Origin of the sequence: Blastomonas sp. AAP53 (assembly GCF_000331245.1) — a bacterium.
Classification (GTDB): domain Bacteria; phylum Pseudomonadota; class Alphaproteobacteria; order Sphingomonadales; family Sphingomonadaceae; genus Blastomonas.
Genome location: NZ_ANFZ01000022.1, coordinates 1 through 12,027, shown reverse-complemented (window position 1 = coordinate 12,027; position 12,027 = coordinate 1). Strand labels below are relative to the sequence as shown.

At 64.3% G+C, this 12,027-nt stretch carries 16 protein-coding genes; 8 read left to right on the top strand and 8 right to left on the bottom strand.

Going from position 1 to position 12,027, the window contains the following annotated elements; translation table 11 throughout:
• Positions 1-8: 8 nt before the first annotated feature.
• The 7 genes from D618_RS0116480 to D618_RS0116450 are packed head-to-tail and all read right to left on the bottom strand — an operon-like array spanning position 9 to position 4,637.
• A complete protein-coding gene (locus D618_RS0116480) occupies positions 9-734 on the bottom strand; it encodes a flagellar basal body L-ring protein FlgH (RefSeq protein ID WP_081590554.1) in 726 nt (241 codons plus the stop codon).
• Positions 735-740: 6 nt separating this feature from the next.
• A complete protein-coding gene (flgG, locus tag D618_RS0116475) occupies positions 741-1,532 on the bottom strand; it encodes a flagellar basal-body rod protein FlgG (protein ID WP_017672638.1) in 792 nt (263 codons plus the stop codon).
• A 24-nt stretch (positions 1,533-1,556) separates the two neighbouring features.
• Positions 1,557-2,297 (bottom strand): flagellar basal body rod protein FlgF, encoded by a 741-nt coding sequence (gene flgF, locus D618_RS0116470; protein WP_017672637.1) that lies wholly within the window; start codon positions 2,295-2,297, stop codon positions 1,557-1,559.
• Between the two features lie 48 nt (positions 2,298-2,345).
• Positions 2,346-3,176, bottom strand: a complete 831-nt coding sequence (locus tag D618_RS0116465; RefSeq protein ID WP_017672636.1) for a flagellar hook-basal body complex protein — start codon at positions 3,174-3,176, stop codon at positions 2,346-2,348.
• Positions 3,177-3,228: 52 nt separating this feature from the next.
• Positions 3,229-3,882 (bottom strand): flagellar hook capping FlgD N-terminal domain-containing protein, encoded by a 654-nt coding sequence (locus tag D618_RS0116460; RefSeq protein ID WP_017672635.1) that lies wholly within the window; start codon positions 3,880-3,882, stop codon positions 3,229-3,231.
• Positions 3,879-4,271 (bottom strand): flagellar basal body rod protein FlgC, encoded by a 393-nt coding sequence (flgC, locus tag D618_RS0116455; RefSeq protein WP_017672634.1) that lies wholly within the window; start codon positions 4,269-4,271, stop codon positions 3,879-3,881. The genes D618_RS0116460 and flgC overlap by 4 nt, the downstream gene beginning before the upstream one ends.
• Positions 4,272-4,286: 15 nt before the next feature.
• Positions 4,287-4,637 carry a flagellar basal body protein gene (locus D618_RS0116450; protein WP_026091789.1) on the bottom strand — a complete coding sequence of 117 codons (351 nt, stop codon included), beginning with the start codon at positions 4,635-4,637 and terminating at the stop codon, positions 4,287-4,289.
• A 245-nt stretch (positions 4,638-4,882) separates the two neighbouring features.
• Between D618_RS0116450 and D618_RS18750 the strand changes: the two genes are divergently transcribed.
• The 8 genes from D618_RS18750 to D618_RS0116410 all read left to right on the top strand — a co-directional run bounded on the left by D618_RS18750 (position 4,883) and on the right by D618_RS0116410 (position 11,251).
• Positions 4,883-5,590, top strand: coding sequence for a MotA/TolQ/ExbB proton channel family protein (locus D618_RS18750; RefSeq protein WP_017672632.1), 708 nt, complete (start codon positions 4,883-4,885; stop codon positions 5,588-5,590).
• Positions 5,587-6,066, top strand: a complete 480-nt coding sequence (locus D618_RS19190; RefSeq protein ID WP_017672631.1) for a hypothetical protein — start codon at positions 5,587-5,589, stop codon at positions 6,064-6,066. Before D618_RS18750 ends, D618_RS19190 begins: the two co-directional genes overlap by 4 nt.
• 55 nt (positions 6,067-6,121) lie before the next feature.
• Entirely contained in the window at positions 6,122-6,670 is a 549-nt protein-coding gene (locus D618_RS0116435) for a hypothetical protein (protein WP_017672630.1), read from the top strand.
• A gap of 115 nt (positions 6,671-6,785) precedes the next feature.
• Entirely contained in the window at positions 6,786-7,076 is a 291-nt protein-coding gene (flgM, locus tag D618_RS0116430; protein WP_017672629.1) for a flagellar biosynthesis anti-sigma factor FlgM, read from the top strand.
• Positions 7,076-7,384: a hypothetical protein gene (locus D618_RS0116425; RefSeq protein ID WP_017672628.1), complete on the top strand. Its 309-nt coding sequence runs from the start codon at positions 7,076-7,078 to the stop codon at positions 7,382-7,384. The genes flgM and D618_RS0116425 overlap by 1 nt, the downstream gene beginning before the upstream one ends.
• Positions 7,385-7,568: 184 nt before the next feature.
• On the top strand, positions 7,569-8,363 hold the full coding sequence (locus D618_RS0116420; RefSeq protein ID WP_017672627.1) for a lytic transglycosylase domain-containing protein: 795 nt from the start codon (positions 7,569-7,571) through the stop codon (positions 8,361-8,363).
• Between the two features lie 5 nt (positions 8,364-8,368).
• Entirely contained in the window at positions 8,369-10,480 is a 2,112-nt protein-coding gene (flhA, locus tag D618_RS18740; RefSeq protein WP_051041412.1) for a flagellar biosynthesis protein FlhA, read from the top strand.
• A gap of 45 nt (positions 10,481-10,525) precedes the next feature.
• On the top strand, positions 10,526-11,251 hold the full coding sequence (locus tag D618_RS0116410; RefSeq protein ID WP_017672625.1) for a FliA/WhiG family RNA polymerase sigma factor: 726 nt from the start codon (positions 10,526-10,528) through the stop codon (positions 11,249-11,251).
• A 194-nt stretch (positions 11,252-11,445) separates the two neighbouring features.
• Here the strand turns inward: D618_RS0116410 and D618_RS0116405 are convergent.
• Positions 11,446-12,027 (bottom strand): flagellin (locus D618_RS0116405; RefSeq protein ID WP_017672624.1); only part of this gene is annotated, 582 nt, incomplete at its 5' end.

The window sequence follows — 12,027 nt, the reverse complement described above, 5'->3', positions numbered from 1 at the left end:
TCGGGGCCTTAAAACGGACTGATGGTTTCAAAGAAGCGCTGCAGCCAGCCCTTCTGGCTTGCGCGCGCAATCTCGCCGGTGCCGCCATAGATGATCTGCGCATTGGCGACCCGCGAGGAGGGAACGATGTTGTCCGGGCCGATATCGACCGCGCGCACGATGCCGCTGAAGCGGATGTGCTCTGCGCCCCGGTTGAGGCTGATCAGCTTTTCGCCGCGCACCAGCATCGTCCCGTTGGGATAGACCTGGGCGATGGTGACGGTGACCTGGCCCTGCAGCGAATTGGACTGCTGGGCCGTGCCGATACCCTGGAAACTGGTGTTGCCACCCATGCCGATGTCGCTGGGGTTGAACAGGCTGAGCGGGCCGGTGGTCGGCGGGGTGAGGCCGATCGAGCCATTGCGATCGGTGTTCGCACCGTTCGATTTCACCGCCTGGGTCCGTTCGACCAGCGATATGGTCAGGATATCGCCCACCATCCCGGCGCGCGCACCGTTGGTCAGTGCCGAATAGCCATTGCTGGCCTGAAAGATCGATCCGTTGGGCACGGCCGGACCTGCCATCGGCAGCGACAAGGTCGGCGCATAATCCGGGTCGGGCTGGATCGGCGGCTTCTTCTTCTTCGCATAGGCCGGAGTGGCGGCGCACAGGGCGATGACGAGCGCCGCGACCAATCCTCCCCGAACCGGGGAGGGGAACCGCGAAGCGCTGGTCGTGACGGGAATACGGGTCATCTGGGTTTAGCCGATCTGCTGGTTGGCGAACTGGAGCATCTCGTCGGTCGACTGGATCATCTTGGAGTTCACCTCATAGGCGCGCTGGGTTTCGATCATGTCGACCAGCTCTTCCACGATGTTGACGTTCGATCCTTCGAGCGCGCCCTGGCGCAGCACGCCGCGGCCTTCGAGGCCTGCCGCGCCGATCACCGGGGCACCGCTGGCAGCGGTTTCGGCCAGCAGGTTGTTGCCCAGGGACTTGAGCCCGGCAGGATTGACGAAGCTGGCGATCTCGATCTGGCCCAGCTCGCTCGCCTCGGCCTGTCCGGCCAGCGTCGCCGATACCGTGCCGTCGGCGCCGATGGTGATGCCGGTGACGCCTTCGGGCACCTGGATGTTGGGGACCAGCGGCAAGCCTTCGGGCGTGACGATCTGGCCTTCGGCGGTCAGGTTGAAATTGCCCGCACGGGTATAGGCATTGGTGCCGTCGGGCAGCGAGACCTGAAAATAGCCCTTGCCTTCGATCATCATGTCGAGCGCATTTTCGGTCATCTGCGCCACGCCCTGCGTATCGATGCGGCTGGTGCTGCCGATCTTGACGCCGGTGCCGACCGAAAGGCCGGTGGCGAACTGGTTCTGCGCATCGGCGCGCGCGCCCGCAGCGATCTGCTGCTGATAGGCGAGCGTCTCGAAATTGGCGCGGTCGCGCTTGAAACCGGTGGTGTTGACGTTCGCCAGGTTGTTGGCGATCACGCGCATCTTGGTGTTCTGCGCGTCCAGCCCGGTACGGGCGACCTGAAGGGCTCCGTTGCTCATCTTATTCTACTCCGTTCCGGTTCATCAGGGCATCCGCATGATGCTGGCGCCGCTGTCGTCCATTTCCTGTGCCGAGGTCAGCATCTTGACCTGCGTTTCCCAAGCCCGGCTGGCTTCGATCATGTCGACCAGCGCCTCGGTCATGTTGACGTTCGATCCTTCGAGCGCGCCGGGGGTGACCGTGGCGTCGGGGTCTTCGGGCAGGGCACCATCGCCGGGCACGCGAAACAGGTTGTCGCGGCCCTTCTTGATCTCGCTGCCCTGGGGGCTGACCAGCTTCAGCAGACCGACCTCGACCGGCTGCGCCGGGTCGCCGCCCTGCGGTATGATCGAGATCGCGCCATTGGCAGCGACCATGATCTTGTCGGCGGCGGGCAGCGTGATCGGGCCGCCCTGGCCCAGCACGGGATGTCCATCGCCGGTGGTGAGCAGCCCGCTGTCGGTGACCATCAGGTCGCCGCGCCGCGTATAGGCTTCGGCGCCGTCGGCGGCCTGGACCGCCAGCAGAGCATCGCCGTTGAGCGCGATGTCGAGCGCGCCGCCGGTGGTTTCCACCGTGCCGCCCTTCATGTCCGCGCCAACCACGGCCTCGCTGGTCGATACCCGGCTATCCAGCCCGCCACCGTGCACATACAGCGCGCGGGCATTGACGATTTCAGCGCGGAAGCCGGTTGTGTCGGCATTCGCCATGTTGTTGGCGATGGCCGTCTGCCGGTTCATGATGCCCTGCATGGCCTTCAGGTTGATGTGGATCATCTTGTCCATGTCAGGGCACCTTGTTCCTTTACGCTACAATCGGGTTATCAGCCGTCATCAGGTCTGCAGGTTGACGATCGTCTGGGTCAGGGTGTTGGCGGTTTCGAGCGCCTGCGCGTTCGCCTGGAAATTGCGCTGTGCTGCGATCAGCGACACCAGCTCTTCGGTCAGGTCGATGTTCGCCGCTTCCAGCGTGCCGGAGCGCACCGTGCCGAGCGGGCCGTTGCCTGCCTGGTTGATCAGCGGCGTGCCCGAGACACCCGTCGCCTGCCAGTGCGCATCACCGATCGGGCGAAGCCCTTCTGCCGCCGGGAAGCTGGCCATTGCCACCGCGCCCAGGCGTGCCTGGCTGCCGTTGGTGAAGGTCGCGGTCACGACGCCCTCGTCGCTGATCGTGATGTTGGACAGCACGGCGGACGGATCGGCCGGGTCGGACTCTGGCAGCACGAAGTCGAACATGTCGGCAGCATTGGTGGAGGTCACCCGGCCAGTCGCATCGACGGGCAGCATCTGCACCTTGCTCCCGATGTTGTCGGTAACCTCGCGATCGACATTCACGAAGAAGTTGCCGTTGCGCGTGAAGCTTTGTGCCTGACGCGGCGAGGTGCCCGACACCACGAAGAAGCCGTCACCGGCGATGGCAAGGTCGAGCGTGCGGTCGGTCGAGTTCAAGGAGCCCTGCGTGAACTGCTGGACGATGCCGGTCAGGCGCACGCCCTGGCCTGCAACCGACTTGGTGCTCTGCGTCGGCGCGGACGCGAACAGGTCACCAAAGGTCGCCTTGCTCTTTTTGAAGCCGGTCGAGCTGGAGTTGGCGATGTTGTTCGAAACGGTTGCCAGGTCGGTCTGTGCCGCCTTGAGGCCGCTGAGCGAGGTGATGAAGGACATGTGGGCTACTCCTCAGTGAAACTTGATCGTTGGGGTTTTGAAGGCGGGCAGATCAGGCGATGCGCTTGGCGCTGCTCGTGGAAATCGAACCGGCGGGGGTGACCAGAAGGGCCTCGGCGCCGTTGCTGCTGGACTCGACCGCCGTGACCGGCAGCCAGGTGGACATGGTGCTGGCGGCCGCCCCGGTCACGCGGACCTTGAGTGGACCGATATTGACCGGGTTGCCTGCTTCATCCTCGCTGAGCAGTTCGAACGGAATCTTGCCCGCCGGAACCTGCCCCATCGCCTGGGTGTGGACGACGTTGCCTGCGGTATCGAGCCATTCGAGCGACACATTGTTGGCTGGCGCGTTCAGCGTGAATTCGCCGCCATAACGGCCGTTCGCGTCAGAATAGGCGGTATCGCCATCCTGCAGGACCGAGCGGCCGATGAAGCTGGCGGCTTCCGACAGACGCGACGTGCCAAAGCCTCCCGCGATCGCCTTCAGCGAGGCGTTCATCTCGGAAATCCCGGCGACCTGGCTGAATTGCGCCATCTGTCCGACCATCGCCTGGTTGTCGACCGGGTCGAACGGGTCCTGGAACTTAAGCTGCGCGGTCATCAGTTTCAGGAACGATGCCTGGCCGAGCGATTCCTGGGTGTTCTTGCTTGCAACGGTTTCCTTCTTTTGCAGGCTCGAAACAAAGTCATTGGTGATTGTCGTCATTTGCCCATCCTCACGGTATCGAGGATCAGCGACTTGGCGGTCTGCATCACCTGCACGTTGTTCTGGTACTGCCGGGCCGTCTCCAGCATATCGATCAGCTCTGCGGTTTCATCGACGCCAGCATCCCAGACATTGCCGTCGGCATCAGCCAGCGGGTTGGTGGGGTCGTGCCGCTTGGTCGGCTTGATGTCGGACTGGATCACCTTGTCGACCTGCACGGTGGCAACGCCGGGGCTTTCCTGGATGGTCTTGAACACCGGCTTGATCGCGCGATAGGCCTCGGCCTCGCTCGAATAGGTCGTGCGGGCGTTGGCCAGGTTCGATGCGGTGGTGTTCAGCCGCGATAGCTGCGCCGACATCGCACGACCGGAAATGTCGAAGATGTTCATGGGGCCCGACACGGCTTATTCTCCCTTGATCGCGCGGGTCAGCGTCGCAACGCGGCCCTCAAGGAATGACAGCGTGGTCGAATAGCCAATGGCGTTCTCGGCAAACAGCGTCTGTTCGGTCGAAAGCTCGACCGTGTTGCCATCCATCGAATTCTGCAGCGGAACGCGATAGCCCGCATTGTCGCCCAGCGCGCCTTCCAGACTGTCGCCGCCCTGCACGCGCTGCATGGCCTTTTCGAAATCCAGGTCGCGCGCCTTGTAGCCGGGCGTCGCGGCATTGGCGATGTTCGATGCCAGCATCGACAGCCGCTGCGATCGCAGCTGCAGTGCCGTGCCGTGCATTCCAAAAAGCCTGTCTGCCCCCATGGGACCATTCCTCTTAAACTATGGCTGCATCTGCCGTCTTAAGCGATGGACAGAATGCGTCGCCCAGATGGAAAGCAAAGGCTGTGCCATTTTGCAAAACGCCAGGATTTCCGGGGGTTCTTGCGGATATGAGAGAGGTCTCCTGCTGCGGTGTTCGCAGGCGGGCGGCAATTTTCTGCCGGCGGGGCGGCAAGGATTTGCCGCCTGTGCACGGCGGCAAATCGATGGTTTGACAGGGATACGCAATGACGATTGCCGCTTTCATCGATCCGCTGCCGCTGGCCTTTGTTGTCGGCAGCAGCTTCGCGGTGGCCTGGGTTCAGAATGGCACGACGGCAGCGCTGGGCGGACTGGCCGCGCTGCGGCGCGAACTGTGGTTCAAGGTGCAGGACCAGGCAGACGAGGCGCATCGCGCGGTGCTGCGGATCGAACATGTCGTTGAAAGCCGGGGCCTGAGCTGCGCCGACCGGGTCAAGACCGGGGGGCCGTTCGTTGCCGCCGCTGCAGATGCGATGGCCAACCAGCGTTCGCTGGATGGCTTTCAGGCGGCGATGGCCCGCCTGGCCGGACACCGCCGCGCGCGGCTGACGGCGATGGTGCGTTTCTGGGAAAATGTCGCCGATTGCGCGCCCGCCATGGGGATGCTCGGCACCGTGATCGGCCTGATCCTGCTGTTCGGCAACGTCAGCGACGCCGCCTCGATCGGTCGGGCGATGGCTGTTGCACTGCTTACCACCTTATATGGGCTGGTGCTTGCCAACCTGATCGCCGGTCCGATCGCACAGCGCCTCGCGCGCATCGCAGGCGAACAGATCGGCTGGGAAGAAGATGCCGCCCGCCGACTGTTCGACATCGGGCGCCGCGAATTTGCAGATGTCGCCGCCGCTGCTGCTACCCAGCAGCGATCACCGGATGACGGTCGTCCCACGCACCAGCAGGTGCATCCGGTATGACGCCCGCCCAGCGGACCACCGTATCCTTTCTCGACCTCGCGTTGATCATGACCGGGGTCATGGCCATGATCGCCAGCGTCGGCGATCGGCACCTGGCCGTTGCGGATGCCATTTCGGACAGCTTCGGGTCGGACAACGCTGCGCGGTCGAAAACCGTGGCCTTGCCGCTGGCGAGCCTGTTCGAGCCGCAGGAAGCGCGGATGACGGCAAAGGGTGTGCAGGTGATTGCCGCCCTGGGCGGCAAGAACCGGCAGGCGGAATTCGCCATCGCCGTGCCAGTGGTCACGCAGGAGGCTGCATCGCGGCTTGACCGGTGGGAGCTGGCCGCCGCGCGCACCGCCGCGATCATGCGTGTGCTCGCGGAAGCGGGCGTGGCCGATGGTGCGATGCTGCCGGATCTGGCGCAACCGGGGCAGGGCGGCAGCGCTTCAGAGGCGCGCACGGTGCGCCTGACCCTGCGCGACAAGCCGCAATAGCGAATTCTGGCACGGACCTTGCTGCGACTGGGATACAGTCATTGAAGGACCGCCCATGCCCGATCGCAAATCTGCTCTGGCTCTCTGCCTTGCCGCTCCCTTGCTTGCCCTGCCCGCGCCCGCGCTGGGCCAGGCCATGCAGGATCTGGGCGAAATCGACGTGCTGGTCGCCGCCACGATGGGGGCCGAGATCGGCCAGCCGGGCGGTGCGCGCGCTGCAGTCGATCGCCGCCTGAAGCTGAAAGCCTGCCCTGTCGCGCTGGAAGTGACGGGACCGGATCTGGGCGCTGCCGCGGTGCGCTGCCCTTCGCTCGGCTGGCGCATCCGCGTGCCGCTGGATCTGGCCGCCGAAAGGCAGCAGGTCGTGGGCGCACGGACGGCGCAGTCGCGCAGCGGTTCTGGCCAGCAGGGTCAGGAAGGCATCAAGCGCGGCGAGCCCATTCTGCTCACCGTTGAACGGCCGATGTTCTCGCTCTCGCGCGTGATGATTGCCGACAAGGACGGCCGCGTTGGCGAGGTCATCTCGGTGCGCGACGAGCCCAAGGGCAAGCCCATTTTCGTGCGGATCGTCGAACCGGGCCGTGCCACGATCCTGAGTAACTGAGCCGTTTACCAATGCGGGCAAAACCGCGTTAACCTTTCATCAAAAAATCGCCTTAAGCAACCGGTGCGAAGGCCGTTAAAGGACGTAAGTCATGCTAGAACGAGGTCTCAATATCATGTCCCGTATTAACGCATATGGCAGCCCGGCCCTGGGAGCGACCCGCAAGGGCGGCAGCACCGAAAAGGCAGTGGGGGCGACGGCAGCCGCTGCACCGACCGACAATTCGGTCCGCAACGCGCCGGTCAGCACCACCAGCTTCCTGCAGACGGCAGCCGCCTCTGCTCCCATCGACGAGGGCCGCGTCGCCGCGATCCGAGAAGCGCTGGCCAATGGCAGCTATGTCATCGATGCGGAAAAGCTCGCCGCCAAGATGATGGAACTCGACCTTGGCGTAGTCGCCAACTGATGCAGGGCGAACTGCTTGAGCGTTTTGCCGACACGCAAAGCGCCCTCATCGCCGCGCTCGACGCCGGAGACACCGAGGCCATGATCGCCTACACGCGCGATCTGGGCGGCATCACCGACGCGCTGCGCACCCAGGGTGTGCTGCGTGCCGACGCCAGCACCCGCAGCCAGCTGGACAGCCTGATGAAATTCAATACCGCCGCAGCCCAGCGGCTGCGATTCCTGCGCGACCACGTCGAACGCCGCGTCGCCGCCATTCATGGCGAGCAGGCGTCCAACACCTACGCCAACATGACGCAGCGCCGCTGACACCTTTCTGGCATGACTGAATGACTTGACCCTTCGCCCGTTCGCGGGCGGGGGGTTTTTGCGTTGTGGCGGGTGGGGCGACAAGCGAGGCCTCTTCCTTCCCGCAGGCGGGAGGGGAGAGGGTTTCCCCTCAAACTGGCACAGACCTTGCTGTGAATGTCTCCAACAACCGTGGAGACCCGTTTTGTCCTCGTATCTTGGCAGTGTCGGCAGCAGTGGAGATCGCGTCACCAGCGCGATTGCCGCCTCTGCGCGCCGCACGGGCGTGGATTTCAACTATCTGCTCGGCCAGGCGCGGATCGAAAGCGGGCTCAACCCCCAGGCGAAGGCATCGACCTCTTCGGCCACCGGCCTGTTCCAGTTCATCGACCAGAGCTGGCTGGGCGTGGTCGAAAAGCACGGTCCCAAGCACGGGCTGGATTGGGCGGCAAACGCCATCCAGCGCGATGGCAAGGGGCGCTATCGCGTCGCTGACCCGGAAACCCGCCAGTCGATCCTGGCCCTGCGCAAAAACCCCGAGATTGCCGCGCTGATGGCGGGCGAATTCGCCTCGGACAATCGCAATTACCTGGAATCGAACCTGGGTCGCCAAGCCGCGCCGGTCGATCTGTATCTCGCGCATTTCCTCGGCCCCGAAGGCGCACGCCAGTTTCTGGCCGCGCACGATGCCAACCCTGATGCCGCCGCTGCGCCGATGTTCGGCCGCGCCGCCGGGGCCAACCGGTCGATCTTCTATGATCGTTCGGGCAGCCCGCGCAGCTTTGCCGAAATCCGCGGCCGCTTTGCCGACAAGCTCGGCGGCGCAGGCGCGGCAGGTGGCAGCCGGTTGCCGCAGCAAGGCAATGATCTGCCGCAGGTGCAACCTGCCGATTACGTCCGGCTCGCCAGCGCGCGCGCCACCCGACCTGATGCCGCCTCGCTCGGCACAAACGATAATGCGCGGCTGGCTTACATGCTGCTCGCGTCGATGGGAGCCTGAATTTCATGACACCTGCCCCCTCCAAGCTTGGCGGAATCATGGCAATGTCACGCGGCGCGATTCTGCCGCTGACCACCTTGCTGCTGGTCGTGTTCCTCATCCTGCCAGTGCCTGCGCTGGTGCTGGACATCGGCTTCATCTTCAACATCATGATCAGCCTGGCGGTTCTCATGGTGGCATTGAACGTCACCAAGCCGCTCGACTTTTCCAGCTTCCCCACCGTGCTGCTGTTTGCCACGCTTTTGCGTCTGGGCCTCAACGTCGCCTCGACGCGCGTCGTGCTGGTCAACGGCCACGAAGGCGGGGCAGCTGCAGGCCATGTCATCGAGGCGTTCGGCAGCCTGCTGATCGGCGGCGACTATATCGTCGGCATCTTCGTCTTCGCGATCCTGATGATCATCAACATGGTCGTCATCACCAAGGGCGCGGGCCGCGTGTCCGAAGTGTCCGCCCGTTTCACCCTGGATGCGATGCCCGGCAAGCAGATGGCAATCGACGCCGACCTGAACGCCGGCCTGATGACGCCCGAAGAGGCCAAGGCGCGCCGCGTCGAAGTCGCGACCGAGGCCGATTTCTACGGATCGATGGACGGTGCGTCCAAGTTCGTGAAAGGCGATGCGGTTGCCGGCGTCCTCATCCTGGTGGTCAACATCATCGGCGGCATCATTCTGGGCGTGGCCAGCCATGGCCTGAGCATCGGCGATGCTGCCTCCAACTATACCATGCTCGCCATCGGCGATGCGCTGGTGGCACAGGTGCCCGCGTTGCTGCTGTCGATCGCCGCTGCATCGATCGTCACCCGCGTCAATTCGCCGCTCGACCTTCCCGGCCAGATTTCCGGCCAGTTCGCCATCGCCAAGGCCTGGGTGCCGGTGGCGGCGATCCTGGGCATCATGGGTCTGCTGCCCGGTATGCCGCACATGATCATCCTGCCGGCAGCGGCGATCGCCGGGTTCATCGCGTGGAAGCTGTCGCGGCCCAAGGCAGCGGTGGCAGAGCCCCTGGCCCCTGCAGCGCCGGAAAACCCCAATGCCATCGATTGGCAGGACGTGTCCGACGGCGCGATGCTGGGTATCGAGGTCGGCTATGGCCTGGTGCCGCTGGTCGACGAGCGCCGCGATGCGCCGCTGATGCGCCGCGTCACCGGTATCCGCAAGCAGATCTCCAAGGAACTGGGCTTCGTCATCCCGCTGGTGCGGATCAAGGACGACATGAGCCTGGCGGCCAATGCCTATCGCATCACCATCGGCGGCACGATCGTCGCCGAGGACGAGATCTGGCCCGACGATCTGCTCGCGCTCGACAGCGGCGATATCGATAACCCCATCGATGGCCGTGCCTGCAAGGACCCGACCTTCGGCATGGATGCGGTGTGGATTTCCGCCGACAAGCGCGCCGAAGCGATCGTGCAGGGCTATACCGTGGTCGATTCCTCGACCGTCATGGCAACGCATCTCAACCAGATGGTCCGCCTCAATGCCGCGCAGCTGTTCGGCATGGACGAGACCAAGAAGCTGCTGGAAACGCTCAAGGAAAGCTCGCCGCAGCTGGTCGATGGCCTCACTCCGCAGCCGCTCTCGCTGTTCACTATCTCCGCCGTGTGCCGCGAGCTGCTGCGCGAGGGCGTGCCGCTCAAGGACTTCCGCCGCATCTGCTCGGCCATGGTCGAAGCCGCTGCCGAAGGCACCACCGTGGCGCAGATCGTCGAAGGCGTGCGCCAGCGGATCGGGTCGATCATCATCCAGTCGCTGGTGCCGGTAAACCTGCCGCTGCCGGTGGTCACGCTGGATGCAGAGCTGGAAACCCTGCTCGCGCAATCGCTGCGCGTGGCCGGCGATGCTGCCTTCCCGATCGAACCGGGACTGGCCCAGCGCATCCTGGGCGCGATCGAACAGGCTGCCCGCCCGCTGATGCTGGAGCAGCGCAACTACGCTCTGGTCACATCGCCGCTGGCGCGCAAGCCGCTCGCCGATCTGCTGCGGCCGCGTTTCCCCGATACGCCGGTGCTCTCGTTCCGCGAGCTGCCCGACGACAAGCCGGTCGAGGTGGTCGCCACGGTCGGCGGCCAGGCCGGATACCGCACGCCCCAGGCCGAACACTCCTTCTCGCGCGGCTGATCGAACAGCCGCAGCCCGCCATTCTCACGAAGCTGGACAGATAACATGCAGCATCTACCCATCGAGACGATCACTTATGGACGCAAGCCGGCCGCCGTGCCGCCCGGCAAGCTGATCGAGGCGCATCTGCCCCTGGTCCGCAAACTGGCCTGGCATGTGCGCGGCATGGCGCCGGGCGTCATCGAGATCGAGGATCTGGTCCAGATCGGCATGGTCGCGCTGGTCGAGGCCGCCAACCATTACGAGGACCGGGGGCACGGCTTTGCAACCTACGCCAGCATGCGCATCCGCGGCGCGCTGATCGATCACCTGCGATCGAACAGCAACATGTGCCGGTCGGCGATGGATTTCCGCAAGAAATTGCGAAAGGCGCAGGAGCAGCTCGTCCGCCAGCTGGGGCGCAACCCCACCGAGCAGGAGGTCGCCGCGGCGATGGGGATGGACGCGGCGGACTTCCGCATGCGCTCCGATGCCGCGCAGGATGTGCGCTTTGAATCGATGGACGAGGTGTATTCCGAACATTCGATGTGGTTTGCCGACAGCGAGGATTCGGCGGAAACGCGGATGGAGGCGGACAACCTCAAGCAATTGCTCAACGCCAGCATCGGCACGCTCAAGGAGCGCGAGCAGTTGATCTTGCAACTGCATTACATCGAGGAAATGAATCTCGACGAAATCGGGCTGGTGCTGGGCATCACCGCCGCGCGCGTCTGCCAGATCAAGAAATCCGCGCTCGAAACGCTGCGCAAGCGGCTGGCGAGTTCGCGCTGAGCCTGACCTCAATCCTCCCCGAGCCTGTCTCCGGGAGGATTTTTGATTCAAGGCCCCCGGACAACGAAAAACCCCCTTCCCGTTGGACGGGGAAGGGGGTTGATCGAATATCGAAAGGCTCAGGCCACTGAGTTGTCGATGAATGGCCGTTGCGGAGCCTCTACGGTTCAGGTGCGTTGAAGTTCCAAATCGATTTAACGGATCAGACTCAACACGCCCTGCTGGCTCTGGTTCGCCTGGGCGAGCATCGCGGTTGACGCCTGGGCCAGGATCTGTGCCTTGGCAAGGTTGGTCGATTCTTCCGAGAAGTTGGCGTCCTGAATACGCGAACGCGCTTCCGACAGGTTGGTCGCACGGTTCACGAGGCTGGAGACGGTTGCCTGCAGACGGTTCTGGCTGGCACCAAGACCTGCCTGTGCGGTGGTGATCGTGTTCAGCGCGGTATCCAGCGACGTCAGAGCCGTGCCGGCGCCAGCAGCGGTGCTGATGTCGACCGATCCGATCGAGAGGCCGGTGGATGTCACGTCGGCCAGCGCGATGTTCACGGTGTCAGAGGCATTGATGCCGGTCTGAATGGCGACCGGGCCTGCGGTGTTGAGCAGGGCCACGCCGTTGAAATTGGTCTTGGTGGCAACGTCATCAACCTGCGCAATCAGCGCGGTGACTTCCGCCTGCAGGTTGGCGCGGTCGCCCGAACCCAGCGTGCCCGAAGCCGACTGCACGGCCAGTTCACGCATACGCTGCATCATGTTGACGATCTCGTTCATGCCGCCTTC